We start from the raw sequence: 22,189 nt of genomic DNA, 5'->3' as shown, positions 1-22,189 counted from the left end.
GAGGGCGACGAGGTGGGGCCTGGAGGCGGGAGGATCAGCGCTGGTACGGGCAGGGCTTGCCGTTCTCGCCCGTCTCGGCGAGCCCGCCCGCCGCGTCGACGGTGAGCGTTGTCGGGAACGGCTGGCCGCCCGGCCCCTGCGACGCCTCGGCGACCGAGAGCGAGACGGTGTCGCCGGAGCGCTTGAAGGCCCCCTTGCGGTGGACGATGCCCGACCAGACGCACGCGACCCGCGGCGGGCAGGGAGAGACGCGATCCTCCGCGGTGAAGCCGCCGTCCTCCGCGAACGAGAGCACGCGCTCGTATTTGCGGGGAGCGCAAGCGGCGGATCTCCAGGTGCCGAGCAGCGCGTCGCCGCCGGGCGTCGGGGTCGTGGTCTGCGCCTGCGTCGTCGGCGCCTGCGTCGTCGGCGCCGACGACGCAGGCGCCTGCGTCGCCGGCGCCTGCGTCGTCGGCGCCTGCGTCGCCGGCGCCGACGACGCAGGCGCCTGCGTCGAGGGTCGCTCTGCGGGCTCCGCGGGCGAGGCGGGCGGGCTCGGCTCGGGCGCTGGCTCGCGCGGGCCGTTGCCGGTGCACGCAGCGAGCGACGTCAGCAACGCGACGAGGGGGAGCGTGGGGGTGCGCATCACGCCCGCTCATCCCATGACCGCTCGGTGCCCGCAACCGCGCGCCGCCGCGGCCCCATGGCGTGAACGCCCCTCGCGGAGGGCCCCCGCGCCCTACTGCAGCAGCGCGAGGAGGTCCTCCCGCGTGAGCGCCACCGCCCGGTCCGCCTCGCCCAGCGCGGCGCCCGCGATCGCGCGCTTGCGCTCCTGCAGCGCGAGGATCCCCTCCTCGACGGTGTCCTTCGCGACGAGCCGGTGCACCATCACCGGGCGGTGCTGCCCGATGCGGTGGGCGCGATCGGCCGCCTGGTCCTCGACCGCAGGGTTCCACCACGGGTCGAGCAGGAAGACGTGATCCGCCGCGGTCAGGTTCAGGCCGGTGCCGCCCGCCTTGAGCGAGATGAGCATCACCGGCGGGCCGCCCGCCGACTGGAACGCCCCGACCACCCCGGCGCGATCGCGCGTCGAGCCGTCCAGCCGGTTGAACGGGATCCCCGCCGCGGTGAGGTGCGGCTCGACGAGGTCGAGCAGCGACGTCCACTGCGAGAAGACGAGCGCCTTGTGGCCGTCCGCCACGCACTCCTCCAGCGCCTCGAGAAGCCGCATCACCTTCGACGACGGCGTGGTCCGCGACGCCGGGCCCGCGTCTCCGGCGCTCGACCCCGGGATCAGCGCCGGATGGCAGGCCGCCTGGCGCAGGCGGAGCAGCGCCTCCAGCGCCGCCATGACGCTCGCCCCCTCCGCGAGCCGCGCCACCACGTCCTTGCGCGTGGCCGCGCGCACGGCCTCGTAGAGCTCGCGCTCGGGCTCCTCGAGCTCGCAGTAGAGCACCATCTCCGAGCGCGGCGGCAGCTCGGGCGCCACCTCGCGCTTCAGGCGCCGCAGCACGAAGGGGCGGATCTTCTGCCGCAGCTCCGCCGCCACGCCCGCCGCGCCCTCGGCGATCGGCCGGCCATAACGGTCCTGGAAGGCGCTGCGCCCGCCGAGCAGGCCGCGGTTCGTGAAGTGCAGCAGGCTCCAGAGCTCGTCGAGGCGGTTCTCGACCGGCGTGCCGCTCAGCGCCACGCGCAGCTCGGCGCGGAGCGCGAAGGCGGCCCGCGCCGCCTGGCTGTCGGGGTTCTTGATCGCCTGCGCCTCGTCCAGCACCACCACGTCCCACGCCTGCGCCGCGAGCAGCTCGACGTCGTTGCGGAGCACGGCGTACGTCGTCAGCGTGATGTCGGCCGCGGGGTCGAGCGCGCGCCGCGCGCCGTGGTAGATCGCGAACCGGAGGGCGGGGCGGAACCGCCGGATCTCGTCGGCCCAGTTGTGGACGACGCTGCGCGGGCACACGACGAGCGTCCGCCCGCGCACAGCGCAGAGCGTCTGCAGCGTCTTGCCGAGCCCCATGTCGTCGGCGAGCACCGCGCCGAGGCCGGCGTCGCGCAGGAACGACAGCCAGTCGACGCCGCGGCGCTGGTACGGGCGCAGCGTCGCGGTGAGGTCGGCGGGCAGCGGCGCCTCGGGGAGCGACGCGAAGCCGTCGAGCAGCGGCATCAGCTTGTCGAAGCCGGACGGGCGCGGGTGCTCGATCTCGTCGCACAGCGCGGCGAGCGCCGGGAGCGCCGCGGGCGGCACCTCCTTGTCGTCGCGCCGCGCCGCGAGCAGGTCGGCGACGCGCGCGCCGTACTTCTCGAGCCACGCCGCGGGCAGCGGCGCCCAGCCGCCGCCGAGGAGCGGCACGAGCGGCAGGCCGTCCTGCCACGCCCGGATCACGGCCGCGGCGTCCGCGCGCTTCCGCGGCGCGCCGCCGCCCTCGTCGTCCCCGTCCCGCCCCGTCGCGAGCTCGAAGTCGACGTCGAACGTGCGGTCGTCGATGACGAAGCGCGGCACGAGCTCGGCCCTGCCGAACAGCTCGCCCCGCGCCTCGGCGAAGGCGCGGGCGTCCCACGCCTCGAGGCGCGTTGCGAAGCGGACCGCCTCGGCGCCGTCGAAATCGACCCGGCGGCCCGGGATGAGGTGCAGCTCGTCGCGCAGCCGGACGAGCAGCACGCGCTCCGCGGCCTCGTCGCGGACCGGCACCGGGCCGGACAGGTGCACGAGCCGGCCGTTCTCGATGCGCGCCTCGGGCGGGTCGCCGTACACGAGGCTGGGCACGACCGAGAGCGTGTGATCCTTCTGGCTGAGCTCGAGCAGGATCCGCGGCCGCGACGCGCCGCCCGGGCGGGGCAGGCGCTGGCTCTGGACGGTGACCGGGACGCGCTTCGTGAGCTCCGGCAGGACCTGGGTCACGAGCTTGCCGAGATCGCCCCGCGGGAACACCCGCCGGAGCGGGAGGCGATCGAGCTTCGGGCCGGTGAGGTCCATCTCGCGGAGCAGGTGCAGCGTGCCGCCGCAGCGGACGACGCCCGACGCGATCACCTCGTCGATGCGCGGGTCCCGCTCCACGACGAGCGCGACGCCGTCGTCGTGATCGCGGACCGTGGCGCGGGGGCCGATCGCCTCGCTGGAGACGCGGACGGGCGCGCCGTCGAGCTTCACGTCGGCGACGCCGGCCAGCGCGGCGAAGAGCTCGGGCTGGCGATCCGAGGGGAAATACCCGTGCTGCTTGGTGCCCACGAGCCGGTCGACCGCGAGGTCCTCGTGCGTCGGGTAGAGCTCGGGCAGCTTCGGCCCGGGCCGGTCGGGGCTCGTCGGGGCCCTCGTGACCCGGCCCGCGAGGCTGGCGAGCGAGACCCGGAGCGGCTCCTCGGCGCCGCTCGCGTGCACGATCATGCGCTCGAGCGAGAGCACGAGGCCCTTGCGCCGGAGCCGGTACCGCAGCCGCGCTGGCTCGGCCGGCGCGGACGGCTGGGCCTGCGCGGTCGGCGAGGCTGGCGCGGGCGGCTGGCCCGGGGCGGGCGGCTGGGCCGGGGCGGCACGCTGGTCCGGCGCGGCCGGCTGGCCCGGAGCGACCGGCTGGGCCGGCGCGGGCGGCTGGGCCGGCGCGGGCGGCTGCGAGAGCGAGATCGCCGCCGCGACGGCGTGGGCGCACGGATCGACCTTGCCGCCGCAGTCGCACGTCCACTCGGCGTCCGCGGGGTAGAGGGTGACGGTGGGCGCGACGGGCTGGCCCGCCGCCTTGATGCGGATCACGACGGACTCGCCGCGGTCCTCCCGGCCGAAGGCGGCGCCCTCGCGGGCGAGCTTCACGCCCTGGGACCAGAGGCCCGGAAGACAGGCTTTTCTGATGGCTTCGAGCAGACCCTGCACTGAGACTCCAGACGCCGACGCCAGCCGCACGGCGCGCTCGCGCGCTCTCGCGGACCGGCGCCGCTTCTTGTCGATGTTCACAGGAAGACGAGAGAGCGGAAAGGATACCAGGCGTCCTCTCCCGCCGCCTCGTGTTCCAGATCCCGGGAGCTCGCCCGGCGAGCACGGGGCGCTGCTCTAGCAGGAATCCACGGGCCGCGCGGCCCGACGGCGCGGGCGCTACCGACGCGTCAGGTGCTCGCGGTAACGGGTGGTGAGCTCCATCCAGCGCAGCGTGAGCAGCGGCTCGCGCTCGAGCCGGTCCTGCCAGCTCCGATCGACCGCCCTCCACAGGTCCCGGTCCGCGATGCCGTGGCGCAGGAGCGCCTGGTCGAACGACGAGGCCGCCCCCACCGACGACTCGGCGCACAGGGCCGCGTACTGCGGCAAGCTGAGCGAGGGCAGCGCGCGCGGCTTGCCGTGCACGTCCGGCTGCGGGGACGGCCCCGGGGCCGCTGCGCCCGACGGCGCCGGCGCGGCGCCGCCCTCGCCGGGCTCGCCGCCGGATCGCCGGAGGGTGACCCCCGAGCGCGCGCTGCCGCCGTCGAGCTCCAGCAGCTCGGCGTCGCGCGGGAGCTTGATCGTGGGCAGCGGCATGGCCCGCGGCACCTGGAGCGCCTCGTCGGCCTCGCCCTCCGACGGGTCGCCTTTCGCGCTCGCGGGGGGGACGATCGCGGACTGCGTCGCCCAGGGCGCGCGCCGCGGCGGCACGGAGGACTCGGCCTCCCACGCGCCCCACCGCGCGCCGGCGCGCTCGCCGCCCGGCGCGGAGAACGACAGCACCGGGCCGGCCTCGGTGATCTCCATCTGCAAGATCAGCTCGCCGTCCCTGCCATGGACCACGAGGCGATCGCCCGACGGGGTCGCCTCGATCTCGTAGCGACGCCCGGACGAGAGCGAGACGGTCGCGGAAGGGACAAGCGCTTCGCCCGGCGCTCCCCGCGAACCAGCTTCTTCCTGAGGACGGGGCGCCGGGTGCTGCAGCGCGGGCTCGTTGCCGGATGGATCCCCACTCATCTGGAGCCGAGCGTAGCGCAGCAAGCGCGCGCCTCGCGAGCGCTTTCCACGGCCGTGAGAGGCGCTCGCGCGCATGGATCCAGAGGGGTGCACGGCTCGCCTGTCGGAGCAGCACACCGCGCCTGCCCCGCGTCCAGGCGGCGAGCGAGCTGGTTGTGTTCGGTTGCGCTCCGTTGCGTTCGGTTGCGCTCCGTTGCGTTCGGTTGCGCTCGGTTGTGCTCCGTTGCGCCCGGGCGCGCTGGGCTGCGCGCCGCCGCGTTCCGCGCCATCCCCTGCGCTCCATCACGCGCCGCGCTGCGTTCCCGTTGCTCTCGACAGCAGAGTCATACGTCATGCGTCGAGTCGCCATTTCGAAAAATGAAACGTTGCGTCCGACGCGGCGCTGCGCGGACAAAAGCCGCCCGTTCTCACGATCACTTAGAATTCACCAGCTCGAACCGCAATGCGTCTCGCAGCGTGATTCGTCGGCATTTCCGGCTCATCTCCGCCTGGAGCGATCGGATCTGTAGTAAGCCGAGCGCCAGTCGAGGGCCGCGAGCTCTTCGCGAAAAGGATATCTCATGAAGAAAACCCGCCTCGCGCTTGCGCTGCTGTTCGCCGCGAGCCTCGGAGGCTGCCTCATCAACGGCACCTCGGCTTATCTGACGTGCGCGCAACAGTGCAGCACAGCGCTCGATCCTGACGCGTGCATCGCCGAGTGCGGCACGTGCATCGGGCAGTGTGTCCACCGGGCTCCGGAGGGCTTCGACGGCCCCACCCTGCTCTGGGTCGGCAGGACGGTGGATGAGCCGCAGTGCCCTGCATCCGCCCCTGCCACTGTGTACAGGGGGTACGAGTCGCTCGACGATCCCCTCGTGTGCAGCCCGTGCCGGTGCAGCGAGCCGGCCTGCGCCCTGCCCGACGGCCTCAGGACGGCCGCGTCGGCGAGGTGCGATGGGGCGGAGCTCCCGCTGCAGGGTGCCCGGGACATCCTGAACGGCGTCTGCGTGCCGAGCGGGGCCCTGGTGAGCGACCACAAGGCGCTCGTGCTCGGCTCGCCGACGGTCACGCCCTGCGAGCCCAGCGTGGAGCCGCCGCCCGTGCCGCTCATCGTCTCCCCGTTCCCGCGGTGGTATCGCGCCGGCAAGGCGTGCGCCGGCGTGACCCGGGAAGACACCTGCGCCACGCAGGCGAAGACGTGCGTGCCGACCGAGGAGACGCAGGACTTCTCCCAGTGCATCATGCACCTCGGCGAGGGGGAGGTGACCTGCCCGCCGGAGTACCCGGCGCGGGTCGTGCTCTACGACGACATGGAGGACGAGCGCCGCTGCACGCCGTGCGAGTGCGGTCCTCCGACAGGCAGCGAGTGCTCTCTGACGCTCCTTTCTTACCGGGACGGGGCATGCAGCGATCTGCTCACCGCCGGCACGGCGTCGGGCAAAGACCCGGGCTGCCTCGCCCCGACGCCCGGGGCCCGGCCCAAGAGCATGAAGGCGATCTGGCACGTCAACGAGCCTGGGCGCTGTGAGCCGCGCGGCGGAGAGCCGACAGGAGACGTGATCCCCATCGGGCCCAGCACCTTCTGCTGCCAGAAACGTCCGGGCAAGAGCAGAGACTGAAGGCCGCCTCGCCCCGCGCCCAAGAACAGCCGCCCGCATGCGCAGGACAAGGAGTTCCCTGAATCGACATCAGGCATTACCGGAACATGAGCGACAGAGAACGGTCCTGCACCTAGGGCCCCATCGCACGACCGGTGGGATAACAAAAATCTCTCGAACGAGAGAAATCATGAAGCCAAAACACAATGCTCCCTTGTGCGCTCTTACGCGCACACAAAAGGCTTTACCTGCGCTCCAAAGTCAGTATCTACAAGATCACGACGTGGGAGCGATGAGGCCGAGCCCACCTCCGCCGCACGGCCGAGGTGCAGTGTCCCACGGGCGCGCGAGACGTTGAGGAGGGGGCACATGAGGGGGTGTAGCGGCCGGAGGGGAGGCGGCGGGGTGCGTCGGATCGAGGCGTTCACTCCGCCCGGTGCGGTAGAGATCCCGCCCTGACCGGGACGCCAATGTTACGCGTCGGTTGCGCCGCCATGTTCGTTGTCTCCATGGCAACGGCCCCGGCCCACGCGGATACGCCTCGGTCTGAATCACCGCGGGAGACGCAGCAAGCGCGACGGGAGGCGCAGGAGGAAGATCACATGTTGCGCGGCGAGATCTCCGCGTCCCCGCTGCTCGCGGTGGGGCTCCTGCCGGCGCTCGCCGGAGGCGCGTCGTTCGCGACAACGTTCCGCTGGCCGAGCCTGTCGATCGCCGTCGAGGCGCGCATGCTCACCTCGCTGGCGGACACCTTCGCGGAGGGCGTCCTCGTGCATGCGAGCCTCGCGATGCCGGCGCTCGACATCTGCGGTCACCGCGGGGTCCTGTCGGTGTGCGCTGTGTTCGACGCCGGCGAGCTGCAGATCACGAGCGACCCGGATGTCAGAATCCAGGCGCGCAAGCCCTGGGTCAGCTCGGTCGGCCTGCGGGCCGCCGGAGAATGGCCCTTCTCCGCGCACCTGTCGTTGCGCGGCTTCGCGGAGCTGCGCACGAACCATAGCCGTCCATCGCTCTGGGTGAACAACCGGGAGATATGGCAGGTCCCGCCGCTCTCCGCGGTGGTCGGCGTGGGGCTCGCGCTGCCCGTGGACGCCCTGTAGCGGAGGCACCTGGCCGCGCCTCGGGGAAGATGCGGTCGATTCGCACTCGAACCCTGGCCTGAACGAGCGCGTCATCACGCCGCGATGAGCACCATGTCCGCAATGTCAGCGAGGAACACCGGGACCGGCGGAGCAGCGCCGAGGCGGCCGAGGGCCCTCGCGGCGGCGTGCCTCGCGGCGGCCGCGGCCCTGCTGTCGCCCCGGGGCGCCGAGGCCGCGGCGCCGCGGGCGGCGGTGCGGCTCGAGTACAGGCGCGCGCCGGGGGCCGAGCGCTGTCCGGACGAGGGGCTCCTCCGCGAGGAGATGGCCAGGCAGCTCGGCTACGACCCGGTGGAGCCCGCGGCGGCCTTGCAGGCCAGGACCCTCATCTTCCGCGGCCCCGGCCGGGAGATGCACGCCACCATGGAGCTCCACGACGCGGACGGCGCCGTCACGTGGTCGCGCCACCTGGTCGCCTACAACGACGACTGCGGCGAGCTCGTCATGAACATGGCGCTCTCGCTGCGCGTCGCGCTCGACCCGAGCCTGCGCGTGCAGCCCGCGCCCGACCCGCCGCCGCCCGCGCCCGCTCCCGCGCCCCCGATCGAGGCCGCCGTCGAGCTGCCCGCGCGCCCCGCGGGACCGGAGCTCAGGGTCGGGCTCACAGGGGCCGCTGTGTTCGGGCTCCTGCAGGACACGAGCCCCGGGACGGTGCTCCACGCCGCGCTCCGCTATCCCTCCTTCTCGCTCGGCCTGGAGGGCCTCGTCCATTGGCCCGCCGTGATGAGCGTGGACAGGGGGACCGTCTCGACCTGGCTCGCGGCGGTGAGCGCGGTGCCCTGCTCGCAGGTGCGTTATCTCTTCGCCTGCGCGTTCGTGTCGCTCGGGGTCGCGACGACCGCCGCCAGGGGCGTCTCGCTCGACGAGACATCGACGCTCTGGCTCGCCACGGGACCGCGCGCCGGCGTCGAGCTGCCGTTCTCCGACTGGCTCGCCGTCCAGATCTACGGAGACATCGTGCTCCGCCTCTCGGAGCTCCGCGTCGAGAGCTCGACAGCGGTCCTCTGGGTCCCGCCCTCCGCCGGCGGGCTCGTCGGCCTCCGGATCGACTTCGGCCTCGCCGCGGGGCTCGGGGCGCCCGCGCGGCGCGCTCTCCTGGGCCGGGGCCCATGGGCACGGCATTGACAAGCTCCGCGGCGGCGACGTCGCCGCGCTCGAGGGGAACGAGGGAAACGAGGGGGAACAGATGGGGGCAGCGTCACGCAAAAGCACGTCCGAGGAACCTTCCCACGCCGTGATGGCGGCCATCACCGATGAGCACCTCTCGTTCATCGCCCGCTACCTCGCGCGCCTCGGGGTCCGCGCGCAGGACATCGACGATGTCGCCCAGGAGGTGCTCGCCGGCGCCTACCGCGCGCTGCCGCGCTTCGATCCGGGCCGGGGCAGCGTGCGGTCGTGGCTCATGGGCATCGCGACCCACCAGGCGTCGAACCATTTCCGGCGGGCCCACCGCCGGCGCGAGCGCCTCCGGCCGCTCGACGACCTCGACGCGCTGCCCGACGCCACCCCCGACTCCGAGCAGCGCGCCATCGCGAGGGACCGGCGCGGCGTGCTCGACAAGCTGCTCGAGGAGGTGCCGCTCGAGCGCCGCTGCGTGTTCGTCGCCCACGAGATCGAGGAGATCGACATGGCCGAGATCGCCCAGCAGCTCTCGATCCCCCTGAGCACCGCGTGGAGCCGGCACCGGCTCGCCTGGATGGACATCGAGGCGGCGATGCGGCGGTGGCAGGCGCGCCAGCGCGGCCGCTGCCTCGCGCTCATCCCCTTCGGCGCCGGCGCCCTGGTCCAGGAGGCGCGCGCCGATCGCGACGTCGCGGGCACGCTGCTCGCGAAGCTCTACCGCCGCGCCCGCGGCGCGCTGCGGTCACGGAGGCTCCCCTTCACGGGCGCCGCCCCCGCCCGGACCGGCGCCGCCGGCGCGCTCCACGCCGCCGCCGGCGTGGCCGTCCCGCTGGTCGGCGTCGCCGTGTCCTTCGCGATCGTGCTGGGCGCGCTGCGCGCCGCCGCGCCCCACCCCCCCGCCGGACATCCCGCCGCGACCGCCCCCGCCATGGCCGCCGTCGCGCCGCCGCCGCCCGAGGCCGCGCCGCCCCCCACGGACGCAGCGCCAGCACCGCCCGCGGACGCAGCCCCGCCGCCGAGCGCCGCTGCAGCGCCGGACGCTCCGCCGGAGGGCGCGAGCGCGCGCGCCGCGACAGCGCCTGCGGGCGCCGAGGCGCTCTCCGGGCGAAGATCCGCGCCCCGTCCAGCCGGCGTCGCGCGCGCGCCCGCCCTCAAGGCCGCGGCGCCCGCCGCCGCGTCGAGGGACGAGGAGATCGCCGCCGAGCGCGCGCTCATCGACAGCGCGATCGCCGCGTTCTCGCTCGGCCGCTACGCGGAGGCGAACCGCCACCTCGTCGAGCACCGACAGCGTTTCCCAGCCGGCCGCCTGGCCGCCGAGCGAGCCGCAGCGCTCCGCGCGCTCCGCGCCAGAGCGGCGCCCCCCAATCCGCCCTCCCCGGCATTCTAGGGCCGCTCTCGGCGGCGTCCGGCACAGCGATCCAGATCAAAAACCCCTTCGAGCGCCAGACGAAGCATCGGTGTCTCTCCTCGTTCGCCCTCCCCTCATCCGCGTTGCGGAGCGGACAGAAGGACCTTTTTCAGGGGGTGATGACGTTTCTTTGAGATGAGAGATCGGCTCCTCCTAACTAAGCGAGCATGGGACAACCGCACCGCGCCTCCGCTCCGCTGATGCCGCTGGATAGACAGCGCGCCTTCGTACGGCTCTTCCGGGGCAAGACCTACGACTCCGTCTGGAACTGGCTCAAGCGGCTCGGGGTCCCACGCCGCGACCGGCGCGACATCCTCCAGGACGTCTTCCTCGCGGGATACCAGAGCTTCCCCACCTACGATCCGCTCCGCTCGCGGCCGGAGCGGTGGCTCAACCGGATCACCGTCCACGTGGCCGCCCACTACCGCGACCGGGCGCACCACCGGCGCGAGGAGCTGTCCTCCGGTGGGCCCCCGCGCGTCGCCGACGAGCGCCCGAACGCCGAGGAGCAGATCGACGCGGAGCAGACGCGCTCGCTCATCCTGTCGCGGCTCGGCGCGCTCCAGGAGGAGGAGCAGCGCATCCTCATCGAGCACGACATCGAGGGCGTGCCGATGGCGACAGTCGCCGAGCAGCACGGGATCCCCCTGTCGACGGCCTACAAGTGGCGCACGCGCGCGATCGCCTCGCTGCGCGCCCAGCTCGAGGAGCCCCGCCCAGCCCCGAAGCGCCGGCGGACGCCCAGCCCCGCGACCCGCGACGCCGGGGAGCTGGCCGCGCCGCCGGCCGCGCCGCCGGTGCGACCCACCCGCGCGATCGGCGCGAGCACGAGGCCTGCCGCAGCGCCCCGCCGACCCCCCCCGGGCGGCAGGCCGCTCCGCCTGAGGCCAGGCGCGGAGCCGGCGCCCCCGCCGGCGGGCGCGTGAGCGGCGGCGCCGGCCAGCGGAACGCGCGCTCGACCGCTCCGGCCGGAACCCACCGGAGCCGGCGACGATCGACGAAGATCGACGAGGACCGACGAGGACCGACGAGGACCGACGAGCACCAGCCACGGAGCCTGCGCCCCGGACGCCCTCGGCAGCCCGCGAGCGCTCGCGAGACAGATCTCCAGGTCGAGCGAAACCGCGCGACGAGGGAGAAAGCGGGTCCGTCCAACGTGTGGGTAGTCGGGGCATATCGCGACGCGCTATGCTGGAACCTCAACGATGTACTACTCGACCGACGACCTTCGTATTGCAGGGCTCAGGCCCTTGATCCCTCCCGCGATCCTTATCGAAGAGATCCCCGTCAGCCCCGCGGCCTCCGAGACGGTGGCGCTCGCGCGCAAGGCCGCCGAGCGCATCATCTCGGGCGAGGACGACCGGCTCCTCGTGGTGGTGGGCCCCTGCTCGATCCATGACCCCAAGGCCGCCCTGGAGTACGCCGCGCGGCTCCGGGAAGAGCGCGACCGGCTGAGCGACGACCTGCTCGTGATCATGCGCGTCTACTTCGAGAAGCCGCGCACCACGGTCGGCTGGAAGGGGCTCATCAACGACCCCGACCTCGACGGGAGCTTCTCGATCAACAAGGGGCTCCGCGTCGCCCGCGGTCTGCTCCGCGACATCGCCGAGCTCGGGCTCGCGAGCGCGACGGAGTTCCTCGACACGATCTCGCCGCAGTTCATCGCCGACCTCATCTCCTGGGGGGCGATCGGCGCGCGCACGACCGAGAGCCAGATCCACCGCGAGCTCGCCTCCGGCCTGTCGTGCCCCGTGGGCTTCAAGAACAGCACCGAGGGCGACGTCCAGGTCGCTGTCGACGCCGTGCGGGCCGCGCGCGAGGCGCACCATTTCCTGTCCGTGACCAAGCAGGGCATCTCCGCGATCGTGGCGACGCGCGGCAACTCGGCGTGCCACGTGATCCTGCGCGGCTCGCAGCGCGGGCCCAACTACTCGGCCGAGCACGTCCGCGAGGCCGCCGACCGCCTGACCAAGGCGGGCCTGCCGCGCCGGATGATGGTCGACTGCAGCCATGGCAACAGCCAGAAGGACCCGGCGCGCCAGCGGTCCGTGGCCGAGAGCCTCGCCGACCAGCTCCGCGCCGGCTCGCGCGACATCCTCGGCGTGATGATCGAGAGCCACCTGGTGGGCGGCCGGCAGGATCTCGCGCCGGGCAAGCCCCCCACCTACGGCCAGAGCATCACCGACGCGTGCCTCGGCTGGACCGACACGGTGCCGGTGCTCGATCTGCTCGCCCAGGCGGTCCGGGACCGGCGGGCCAGCAAGGCGGCCTGACCCCGCCGCGCTGCGCCGCGCCGCCCCCGCGTCGCGGCGTCGCGCCGGCCTGCGCGGCGCACCCGGGTTGCGGCATGATGGGGCATGCGGTTCCCCTGCCCTGACCTCGATCCCCCCTACTACGCCGTCATCTTCACCTCGCGCCGGACGCCGGGAGACGCCGGCTACGACGCCATGGGCGAGCGCATGGAGGCCCTCGCCCGGGAACAGCCCGGCTACCTCGGCATCGAGAGCGTGCGCTCGGCCGACGGCCACGGGATCACGGTCTCGTACTGGCGCGACCTCGAGTCGATCCGCGCCTGGCGGCAGCACGAGGAGCACCGCGCCGCCCAGGCGCGCGGGCGCGCGGACTGGTACGAGGCCTACGAGGTGCGCGTCTGCCGCGTCGAGCGCGCGTACGGCGCCGACCGACACGGCGCCTGAGCCGGGCTCAGCGCGGCGCGCCGGCCCCGCTCGCCGGCGCGATGCCCCTGCCGCGCCGGCGAGCGACGCGCTATGCACCCGGGGCGCCTCGGAAGGAGCCGTCATTCTCTCGGAGATCCTCGTCATCCTGGCCCTCGTGCTCGTGAACGGCATCTTCTCGGGCGCCGAGATCGCGGTCGTCACGATCCGCAAGACGCGGCTCGACCACCTCGTGCAGTCGGGGAGCCGCCGGGCGCGCGCGGTCAAGCGCCTCCGCGACAACCCGGAGCGCTTCCTCGCCACCGTGCAGATCGGCATCACCGTCGTCGGCGCGACGGCGAGCGCCTTCGGCGGGTCGACCCTGGCGAAGGACCTCGAGCCGGTGCTCCGGGCGGTGCCGTTCATCGGGGACGCGGCCGAGGAGCTCGCGCTCGCCACGGTGGTCGCGCTCGTGTCGTTCCTCTCGCTCGTCCTCGGCGAGCTCGTCCCGAAGTCGCTCGCGCTCCGCACCGCCGAGCGGTACGCGATGCTCGTCGGCCCGCCGCTCCGCGGGCTGTCGTCGCTCGCGCGCCCGCTCGTCTGGCTGCTCACGGCGAGCTCGAACCTGGTGCTGCGGCTCTTCGGCGACCGCACGAACTTCGTCGAGGCGCGCATCTCGCCCGAGGAGATCCAGCAGATCGTCGACGACGCCGCCGAGGCGGGCTCGGTCGACAGGCGCGCCGGCGAGATCGCCTCCCGCGCCCTCGATTTCGCCGGGCTCACAGCGCTCCAGGTGATGCTCCCGCGCGGCCGCGTCGTGGCGCTCCCGCGCGGGGCGACCGCCGAGGAGGTGCGGCGCACCGTGCTGGATCACGGCCACACGCGGATGCCGGTCCACGAGGGGTCGAACGACAACGTGATCGGCTACGTCACGATGCCGGACGTGCTCGCGCTGCTCTGGGGCGACGGGCAGTTCTCGCTGGAGAGCGTCCTGCGCCCGGCGTACTTCGTCGTCGGGTCGATGCCGGCCGTCGACCTCCTCGCCGAGATGAAGCGGCGGCGGCTCCAGCTCGCCGTCGTGGTCGACGAGCAGGGCGGGATGATCGGCATCGTCACGATGGAGGACCTCGTCGAGGAGCTCGTCGGCGAGATCTTCGGCGAGAACGAGGCGCACGTGCGATCGCAGGAGACGATCGAGCGCGAGCCGGACGGGTCGGCGCTCGTGCCCGGGGACATGCCGGTCCACGAGCTGAGCCGGCAGCTCGCGATCGAGCTGCCGGACGACGTGCGCTGGTCGACGGTCGCCGGCCTCTGCATGGGGCTCGCCCGGCGCATCCCCGCGCCCGGCGACGTCGTGACGACCCCGGGCGGGGCGGAGCTCCACATCGTGGACGCGAGCCCCCGGCAGATCCGCACGGTGCGGGTCCGCGTCCCGCCGCCGGCCGAGGCCGACCTCGACGACGAGGAGCCGCGCCGCGAGGGCTGAGCGCGCGTCAGGAGGCGGGGGCGGGCGCGGCCCCGGCGGGCCTGCGCTGGAAGTAGTCGACCACCACGTAGCGCCGCGCGAGGAGCCCGAAGACGACGGCGGCGATGAAGATGAGCGCCGCGAAGAACAGGTACTGCATCGCGCCCGTGAACACGTTGAGCGCCGCGACGCCGGCGGTGATCAGGTTGCCCACGGTCACGGTGAGGTTCCAGAAGCTCATGATGGTGCTCTTCATCTCGCGCGGCGCCTGGGAATAGGCGAACTCGAGGCCCGTGGTGGACACGAGCACCTCGGCGAACGTGATGAGCAGGTAAGGCCCCGCCTGCCAGAGCACGCTGGGCGCGCTGCCCGACGTCATCGCGAGCTCGATGGCGGCGACCGCGACGAACGACAGCCCCGCGACCGCCATGCCCGCCGTCATGCGGCCGAGCGCCGAGAGCCGGAACCCGCGCCGCTCGAGGGCGGGATAGAGGATCATCGTGTTGAACGGGATGATCAGCATCACCATGAGCGGGTTGAGCGCCATGAGCTGCGACGGGGCGAGCCGGTGGCCGAGGACCTCGAGGTCCATGCGCGTCGCCTGCACGACCCAGGTCGACCCCTTCTGGTCGAACAGCGCCCAGAACACCGGGATCGGGGCGAAGATCGTCATCACCCGCAGGACGGCCTTGGCGCCGTCGATCGCGCCCTCGGGGTGAGCGCCGCGCGCCGCGTCGAGGAAGTGCCCGCGCGCGGCGCCGCCACGCCCGTCGCGCCCGCCCCGGAGGGCACCCCAGAGGACGCGAAGGAACGAGTGCGGGTTCTTGCCGGTCGGGGGCACGTGCACGTACCTGTCGCGGCCCATCCAGAACACGACGGTCGCGATCAGCATGAGAACGCCGGGGATCCCGAACGCTACCCTCGGCCCGAACCACTCGAGCGTCTTCGGGATCAGCGCGGACGCGAAGAACGATCCGAAGTTGATGATCCAGTAGAAGAGGGCGAACACGTGCTTGACGAGGTGCTTGTTCTCCTCCGAGAACTGGTCGCCGACGTGCGCGGAGACACACGGCTTGATCCCGCCCGAGCCGAGGGCGATGAGCGCGAGCCCCGCGTAGAAGCCGGCCGGGGTGCTCTCGAAGAGGGCCAGACAGGCGTGCCCCGCGCAGTAGACGAGCGAGAGCCAGAGGATCGTCCGGTACTTCCCGAAGAAGCGGTCGGAGAGGAAGCCGCCGAGGAGCGGGAAGAAATAGCAGGCGCTCACGAACAGGTGGTAATTGGCCTTCGCCACGTGCTCGTGGATCAACATGTAGTTGATCATGAAGAACGTTAAGACGTTCTTCATGCCGTAGAAGCTGAAGCGCTCGCACCCCTCGTTCCCGATGATGTACTTGATCTGCGGGGGGAACTTGTCCGTGCTCGAGGCGGTTTGCGTCATGGCAGGCTCGCGCTCGCCGTCGTAGACCGCCCCCCGCGCCCCGGCAATCTGGGGCTCTCTGCCGTCCCGAAAAGATCCGCCTGCGCGGCGAGCGCGCGCGGCGAGCGCGCGCGGCGAGCCCACACATCGGCGGACAGGAGGGCGCGCGTGGGTGGTCCCTCACGGCGCTCCTCGCCTGCCCCGCGGCTCCGTGTCACGCGCGCTCTCCGGATGTTCCCGCGCCAACAACCCCGCCCCGGAGCCCGGTGCGAAATGCCCCGCTGCGGCGCCACGCCGCGGAAAAGCGGCCGTGAGCCGGCCCGCGGCGCCGTGAACCGCGGTACGCGCATTGCTTTGACTGGCAAAGGATCGTCGAGCAGGCATCGAGAGATTTCATGACCAGCGACCCGACGGCACCGCCGCGCGCTGCCGTCGGCGTCTCCCGCTCCGTCACGCGCCGCTCGCGCGCATCCAGCAGGAGCCAGACAGATGAAGTGGTCATTCAGGGTCGCCCGGGTCGCCGGGATCGACGTCAACGTGCACGCGACGTTCGGCCTCATCATCGCCTTCGGCGCGCTCCAGTGGAGCGGCGGCCACGGCGCCCGCGGGGCGCTGTTCGGCGCCGCGCTGATGCTGGCGCTCTTCGCCTGCGTGGCCCTGCACGAGCTCGGTCATAGCCTCGTGGCCCGGCGCTTCGGGATCACGGTGCGCGAGATCCTGCTCCTGCCGATCGGCGGCGTCGCCATGCTCTCGGGCCGCCCGCAGAAGCCGCTCCACGAGCTGCTCATCGCGCTCGCCGGCCCCGCCGTGAACGTCGTCCTCGCCGCGCTGCTCCTGCTCGCGAGCGGCCTCTTCGGCTTCCTCCCGGCGTTCACCGAGCTCGGGGCGGCCTCGGCCCCGTCGCTGCAGACGGCGCTCCTCTGGCTCCTCGGCGCCAACGTGGCGCTCGCGCTGTTCAACATGATCCCCGCCCTGCCGCTCGACGGCGGGCGCGTGCTCCGGGCGGGGCTGTCGATGGCCGTCGGCCCGGCGCGCGCGACGTCCGCGGCCGCCGCGATCGGGCAGCTCATCGCCGTCGGCCTGTTCGCTGTCGCCCTGCTGTCCGGCCACCTGGTGCTCGCCTTCATCGCGGTGATCGTCTTCCTCGGCGCGTCGCAGGAGCGGGCGGCCGAGCGCGCGAGCTCGGTCCTCGGCGGCGTCCCCGCCGGGCGCGCCTACAACCGCCGCGCGATCGCCCTGTCGCCGTGCGACCGCGTGCACGACGCGGCCGAGCACATCCTCACGACGTACCAGTCCGATTTCGCGGTCCTGCTCGAGGGCGAGCCGATCGGCGTCCTGACGCGCGCCGACGTTGTCCGCGCGCTCGCCGAGGGCGCGGGCAGCGCCTACGTCGCCGGGATCATGCGGCGCGACGTCGTCCGCGTGGAAGCCGATCGCTCCCTCGACGAGGTGGCGCGGCTCATGTCCGAGAAGAGCACCCCTGTGGTCGCGGTGTACGACGGTGAGAGATACCTGGGTCTCATCGGCCACGACGACGTGGCCGAGGCGCTCACGCTGCTCCAGCTCCTGCCGGCCTCGAGGCGGGGCGGCGCCGCGTCGCCCGCGCCGCGGGCGCATGGTCGCGAGGCAGCCGAGGGGCCGCCGCGGCCGTGACGCATGACAGCGGGCCGCGTGAAACCGCCGTCAAAGCGGGCCCGCGAGCATTGACAGCCTGGAAGGCCATCAGCGTATCCTCCCCGGTAGCTGCTCTTCACGACCCCCGTCGCCGGCATCTCTGCCGAGGGAAGGCTCATGCAAAAGCTCAGATCGCGCTCCAGGCTCGCGCCGACGTACACCCTGCTCTGGCTCGCCGCGGCGGTGCTCGCCTCCGTGGCGTCGTGCTCGGACGGCGGCACGACCACCCCGCCCACGTGCGTCGCGCCGCTCGCCTCGTGCGACGACATCTGCGTCGACACCACGTCCAGCCCGGATCACTGCGGCGCCTGCGGCGTTGCCTGCGACGATGGCGAGACCTGCGTGTCGGGCACCTGCGTGGGCTGCGACGAGGGCCAGACGGCGTGCGGCGACGGGTGCTTCGATCTCCAGAGCGACGCGGCGCACTGCGGGAGCTGTAACAGCGCCTGCGACGACGGCGAGACCTGCGAGGACGGCGCCTGCCAGGCCGCCGGCTGCGCCGCGGGGCGCACCGACTGCGGCGGCGTCTGCGTCGACACCGCGTCCAGCCCGGAGCACTGCGGCCGCTGCGGCAACGCGTGCGACGAGGGCGAGGTCTGCGAGGACGGCGCCTGCCAGGAGGTCTGCTCCGACGGGCTCACCGACTGCGGCGGCGCGTGCGTGAGCACCGAGACGAGCGCGGACCACTGCGGAGGATGCGGCAACGCGTGCGACGAGGACCAGACCTGCGTGGCCGGCACCTGCCAGGACGCGGAGGACTGCGGCTCGGGGCTCACGACCTGCGGCGACGCCTGCGTCGACCTCCAGACCGACGCCGCGCACTGCGGCGACTGCACCTCGGCGTGCAACGACTCGCAGGTGTGCCAGGCCGGGATGTGCGCGTGCACGGTGGGCCCGGGCCAGGACCTCGGCAGCGCCGTGCCGCAGATCGTGAACGGCACGACGGCCGGCGGGTCGAGCACGTACTCCCCCTCGTGCGTGGCGACGAGCGCGAGCGAGCGCATCTACGCGTTCACCGCCGCGACCGCGGGCGTGTACTCCTTCGACAGCTCGGGGTCCGGCTACAACGTCGTCCTCGCGCTGCTCGACGCGGGGGGCTGCTCCGAGATCGCCTGCAACGCCGACCCGGGCGACGCCGTCGTCACGGCCGATCTGGCCACGGGCCAGACCGTCTACATCGTGGTCGACGGCGCCGACGGCGAGACGGGCACCTTCGAGCTGAGCATCACGCGGCAGAGCGCCCCGAGCTGCCCGGCGGGCACGCTCGGCTCCGCGGTGCCGCAGACGATCACCGGCAGCACGGTCGGCCGGCCCGACAGCGTGAGCCCCACCGTGACGGAGGCGTGCGGCGACGCGGACAGCCCCGACGCGGGATACGCGTTCACGGCGCCGGTCACGGGCGACTACGTGTTCGACACGTTCGGATCCGAGTTCGACACGATGCTCCACGTGCACGACGGCGTCTGCCGCGGGCCTCAGCTCGGGTGCAACGACGACACCCTGACCGAGGACTCGGAGGTGACGGTGAGCCTCGAGGCCGGCCAGACCGTCGTTGTCGTGGTCGACGGGGCCCGGGACTCCACGCCGGGCGCGTTCACGCTCCACGTCCGGCGGGCCGTCCCGCCGCCCGTGTGCGACGACTCGGACGTGTGCGGCGACGGCGGCGAGGGGTGCATCCGGTGCGCGTTCGACGGGAACTGCGCCGACGAGCTCAGCAGGTGCGCCGCCAGCCACACGTGCCTCAACTACGTGAGCTGCATCCGCACGTGCGCAGGAGCGGAGTGCGACGCATGCAGGGCGGCAGACCCGGAGAGCGCCGCGCTCTACGACGCCGCCCTCGCCTGCGCGTACTGCAACGAGTGCCGGAACGCCTGCGCCGGGACCGACGTCATCGCGTGCCCGTGATCGCGCGGGCGCGTTAGAAGCGCTGCGCGGGCCGTGGTAGGACCGCCCCGATGCGGCGCATCCTCCACGGCCACTTCTGGACGATCGCTCCCTGGCTCAAGCATCAGCTCCGCGCCCCCGCGCTCCCCCCGTCCTCCCCGTTCTCGGTGGACGTCGACGAGACGCCTGCAGGGCCCGTCCGGCTGCTCGGCAGGATCCGCCACCGGGAGGGCGCGCGCGCGATCCTCGTCGTCGTGCACGGGCTCGGCGGCACGGCCGAGAGCTACTACGTGGCCTCGGCCGCCGCCCAGGCCGAGCGCGACGGGCTCGCGTCCCTGCGCATCAACCTGCGCGGCGCCGGGGGCGACGGGGCCGGCATCTACCACGCCGGCCTGTTCTCCGATCTGCACGCCGTCGTGGCCTCCCCCGAGCTCGCCCGGTACGAGCGCGTGCTCCTCGTCGGCTACTCGATCGGCGGGCACCTCGCCCTCCGCTACGCCGCCTCGGGCGCGCACGATCCGCGCCTCCGCGCCGTGGCGGCCATCTGCCCGCCGCTCGATCTCGCGCGGTCGGTCGCCGCCATGGACCAGCCGGAGCGCTGGGTGTACCGCCGCCACGTGCTGTCGGGGCTGAAGGAGATGTACAGCGCCGTCGCGTCCCGCCGCGACGTGCCGCTGCCCCTCCGCGAGGCGCTCGCGATCCGCACGATCCGCGAGTGGGATCTCCGCATCGTGACGCGCTGGTTCGGGTACCAGAGCCCGGAGGCGTACTACGCGAGCGAGAGCGCGGCCCCGCGCCTGCGCGACCTCGGCGTCCCGTCGCTGATCGTCGCCACCGAGGCCGACCCGATGGTGCCGCTCGACACGGTGCGGCCGGCGCTCGAGGCCCACCCGCTGTCCCCGCTGCTCGACGTCCAGTGGCTCCAGCTCGGCGGGCACGTCGGCTTCCCGGGGACGCTGAGCCTCGGGTTCGGGGCCGCGCCGGGCCTGGAGTCCCAGGTCATCCACTGGCTCGAGCGGCACTGAGGCGCGGGCGCGCGATCCTTCGACCACGCGGCCGCCGGCCTCGCGCGAGCAGCCGATTCACCCCGGCCGCGCGGCGGGCTCCAGCGCGTAGACATCGACGTCCACGCCCGGGCTGTAGAGCACGTGCGGCGCCCCCGCGGTCGCGGGCAAGCCGGCCGCGGCCACGACGCTCTCCTCGACGTGGCTCACGTCGGCCCGGTGGAGCGGGTAGGGCGCGTGGTGCACCTGCCCGATCCGGAGCTCGCCGCCGCGCGCGGCGAACAGCAGGTAACGCTCGGCCAGGAAGTGCTCGAACGTCCCCGGCGCCGCGGGGCCGATCGGCGCGCCGACGCGATAGCGCGCCTCGAAGCGCGCGGGCACGGGGCCGGGCCAGCGCCGCTCGCTGCGATAATGGACCTCGCCGTCCCGCGACTCGAGGGCCATCGAGGCGTGGTGATAGGGCAGGTGCCAGCCCGCCCGGGCCACCAGGACAGCGAGGGCCTTGGCCGCATCCAGGCTGAAGAACCACACGCCCGGATCTCGCCCCTCCCGGTGCACGTAGGTGCGGACGTTGAGCTCGTGAAAGTTCGAGATCCCCGGCACGCTCGGCGACCACCACGGGGTGACGTCGCGCATGGTGAAGGCGACGACGCCGACGTAGGCCCTGCCCTCGAACGTGTCGAGCTCGAGGCCGGGCGGCACCACGGCGCGGAGCGCGGCGGCCGGCGTCTCCCAGTGCAGGAAGAGCAGCTCTCTCCAGCGTTGAAAGCCCGCCGGGCGGCCGCGGGGGCGGAGCGTGGGAGCGAGTCGATCCACGGCCCGGAGGATAGGACAGCGCGGAGGAAAGATCCCCCCTCGCGGCGGGCGACGCCATGGGGATATCCTGCCCGCGGCAACGCGGTCACGGGCGATGGCGGTCGGCAGCGACGGCAACGGAGCGGAGGGCAGGATGAAGAAGCTCATCAACGCGCCGGAAGATCTCGTCAGCGAGGCGGTCGAGGGCATGGCGCTGGCGCACGCCGATCTGCTCCGGGTGAACACCGCGCCGCTCTTCGTCACGCGCGCGGCGCCGAAGGAGCGGGGCAAGGTCGCCCTCGTCTCGGGCGGCGGCAGCGGGCACGAGCCGCTGCACGCCGGGTTCGTCGGGCGCGGCATGCTCGACGCCGCCTGTCCGGGGGCCGTTTTCACGAGCCCGACGCCGGACCAGATCGCCGAGGCGACGCGGGCGGTCGACGCCGGCGCCGGCGTGCTCCACATCATCAAGAACTACACCGGCGACGTGATGAACTTCGAGATGGCCGCCGAGCTCGCGCGCGAGGCGGGCACCTCGATCGAGGGCGTGCTCGTGAACGACGACGTGGCGGTCGAGGACAGCCTCTACACGGCCGGGCGGCGCGGCGTGGGCACGACGCTGCTCGCCGAGAAGATCTGCGGCGGCGCCGCGGAAGCCGGGCGGCCGCTCGACGAGGTCGCGGCGCTGTGCCGGCGGGTGAACGCGCGCGGCCGCAGCATGGGGATCGCGCTCTCCGCCTGCACCGTGCCGCACGCCGGCAAGCCGTCGTTCGAGCTCGGCCCGGCCGAGATGGAGGTAGGCATCGGCATCCACGGCGAGCCCGGCCGCCGGCGCGCCCCGCTGGAGCCCGCGGACCGGGTGGCCGAGCTCCTGATGCAGCCGATCCTCGAGGACCTGCCGTTCGCGCCGGGCGACGACGTGCTCCTGTTCGTCAACGGCATGGGCGGGACGCCGCTCATCGAGCTCTACGTCGTCTACCGCAGGGCGCACGCGATCGCGCGCGAGCGCGGCCTCAACGTCGCGCGCAGCCTCGTCGGGCCGTACATCACGTCGCTCGAGATGGCCGGCGTGTCCGCGACCCTGCTCAAGCTCGACGACGAGATGATCCGCTGGTGGGACGCGCCGGTGCACACCCCGGCCCTCCGCTGGGGGGCCTGAGCC

17 protein-coding genes are annotated in these 22,189 nt (G+C 73.4%); 12 read left to right on the top strand and 5 right to left on the bottom strand.

The annotated features are described in order from the left end of the window. Positions 1–34: 34 nt before the first annotated feature. From WMF42_RS11895 to WMF42_RS11885, 3 genes are all read right to left on the bottom strand, one after another. Positions 35–625, bottom strand: a complete 591-nt coding sequence (locus WMF42_RS11895) for a hypothetical protein (protein WP_437691957.1) — start codon at positions 623–625, stop codon at positions 35–37. 93 nt (positions 626–718) lie between these two features. Next, complete coding sequence (locus WMF42_RS11890; RefSeq protein WP_437691956.1) at positions 719–3,775, bottom strand: DEAD/DEAH box helicase; 3,057 nt, start codon at positions 3,773–3,775, stop codon at positions 719–721. Positions 3,776–4,054: 279 nt separating this feature from the next. Next, the gene (locus WMF42_RS11885; protein WP_437691955.1) at positions 4,055–4,891 is read right to left on the bottom strand and encodes a hypothetical protein; all 837 of its coding nucleotides are present in this window, start codon (positions 4,889–4,891) and stop codon (positions 4,055–4,057) included. Positions 4,892–5,451: 560 nt separating this feature from the next. Between WMF42_RS11885 and WMF42_RS11880 the strand changes: the two genes are divergently transcribed. From WMF42_RS11880 to WMF42_RS11845, 8 genes are all read left to right on the top strand, one after another. Continuing rightward, positions 5,452–6,489 (top strand): hypothetical protein, encoded by a 1,038-nt coding sequence (locus WMF42_RS11880; protein ID WP_437691954.1) that lies wholly within the window; start codon positions 5,452–5,454, stop codon positions 6,487–6,489. A gap of 581 nt (positions 6,490–7,070) precedes the next feature. Beyond that, complete coding sequence (locus WMF42_RS11875; RefSeq protein WP_437691953.1) at positions 7,071–7,568, top strand: hypothetical protein; 498 nt, start codon at positions 7,071–7,073, stop codon at positions 7,566–7,568. A 93-nt stretch (positions 7,569–7,661) separates the two neighbouring features. Beyond that, positions 7,662–8,732 carry a hypothetical protein gene (locus WMF42_RS11870; protein WP_233561002.1) on the top strand — a complete coding sequence of 357 codons (1,071 nt, stop codon included), beginning with the start codon at positions 7,662–7,664 and terminating at the stop codon, positions 8,730–8,732. Positions 8,733–8,844: 112 nt separating this feature from the next. Then, entirely contained in the window at positions 8,845–10,116 is a 1,272-nt protein-coding gene (locus WMF42_RS11865) for an RNA polymerase sigma factor (RefSeq protein ID WP_437694261.1), read from the top strand. 221 nt (positions 10,117–10,337) lie between these two features. After that, positions 10,338–11,063, top strand: a complete 726-nt coding sequence (locus tag WMF42_RS11860) for an RNA polymerase sigma factor (protein ID WP_437691952.1) — start codon at positions 10,338–10,340, stop codon at positions 11,061–11,063. 279 nt (positions 11,064–11,342) lie between these two features. Further along, positions 11,343–12,410 (top strand): 3-deoxy-7-phosphoheptulonate synthase, encoded by a 1,068-nt coding sequence (locus tag WMF42_RS11855; protein WP_061606779.1) that lies wholly within the window; start codon positions 11,343–11,345, stop codon positions 12,408–12,410. Between the two features lie 84 nt (positions 12,411–12,494). Further along, positions 12,495–12,833, top strand: a complete 339-nt coding sequence (locus WMF42_RS11850; protein WP_061606780.1) for an antibiotic biosynthesis monooxygenase family protein — start codon at positions 12,495–12,497, stop codon at positions 12,831–12,833. 103 nt (positions 12,834–12,936) lie between these two features. Next, positions 12,937–14,277 (top strand): hemolysin family protein, encoded by a 1,341-nt coding sequence (locus WMF42_RS11845; RefSeq protein WP_199693557.1) that lies wholly within the window; start codon positions 12,937–12,939, stop codon positions 14,275–14,277. A gap of 7 nt (positions 14,278–14,284) precedes the next feature. Here WMF42_RS11845 and WMF42_RS11840 read toward each other — a convergent pair whose 3' ends face one another. Next, complete coding sequence (locus WMF42_RS11840; protein ID WP_061606782.1) at positions 14,285–15,694, bottom strand: POT family MFS transporter; 1,410 nt, start codon at positions 15,692–15,694, stop codon at positions 14,285–14,287. Positions 15,695–16,162: 468 nt separating this feature from the next. Between WMF42_RS11840 and WMF42_RS11835 the strand changes: the two genes are divergently transcribed. The 3 genes from WMF42_RS11835 to WMF42_RS11825 all read left to right on the top strand — a co-directional run bounded on the left by WMF42_RS11835 (position 16,163) and on the right by WMF42_RS11825 (position 20,256). Then, positions 16,163–17,326, top strand: coding sequence for a site-2 protease family protein (locus WMF42_RS11835; RefSeq protein ID WP_437691951.1), 1,164 nt, complete (start codon positions 16,163–16,165; stop codon positions 17,324–17,326). Positions 17,327–17,464: 138 nt separating this feature from the next. Beyond that, positions 17,465–19,252, top strand: a complete 1,788-nt coding sequence (locus tag WMF42_RS11830; protein ID WP_437691950.1) for an MXAN_6577-like cysteine-rich protein — start codon at positions 17,465–17,467, stop codon at positions 19,250–19,252. 50 nt (positions 19,253–19,302) lie between these two features. After that, on the top strand, positions 19,303–20,256 hold the full coding sequence (locus WMF42_RS11825) for an alpha/beta fold hydrolase (RefSeq protein ID WP_437691949.1): 954 nt from the start codon (positions 19,303–19,305) through the stop codon (positions 20,254–20,256). Between the two features lie 57 nt (positions 20,257–20,313). Here WMF42_RS11825 and WMF42_RS11820 read toward each other — a convergent pair whose 3' ends face one another. After that, positions 20,314–21,051, bottom strand: a complete 738-nt coding sequence (locus tag WMF42_RS11820; protein ID WP_437691948.1) for a YqjF family protein — start codon at positions 21,049–21,051, stop codon at positions 20,314–20,316. Between the two features lie 133 nt (positions 21,052–21,184). Between WMF42_RS11820 and dhaK the strand changes: the two genes are divergently transcribed. After that, the gene (gene dhaK, locus WMF42_RS11815) at positions 21,185–22,186 is read left to right on the top strand and encodes a dihydroxyacetone kinase subunit DhaK (RefSeq protein ID WP_061606788.1); all 1,002 of its coding nucleotides are present in this window, start codon (positions 21,185–21,187) and stop codon (positions 22,184–22,186) included. Positions 22,187–22,189 lie beyond the last annotated feature (3 nt).

Origin of the sequence: Sorangium sp. So ce176, from assembly GCF_051519835.1 — a bacterium.
GTDB classification, from domain to species: domain Bacteria; phylum Myxococcota_A; class Polyangia; order Polyangiales; family Polyangiaceae; genus Sorangium; species Sorangium cellulosum_G.
The sequence above is the reverse complement of the archived record's forward strand: the minus strand, read 5'-3'. Positions and strand labels throughout refer to the sequence as shown.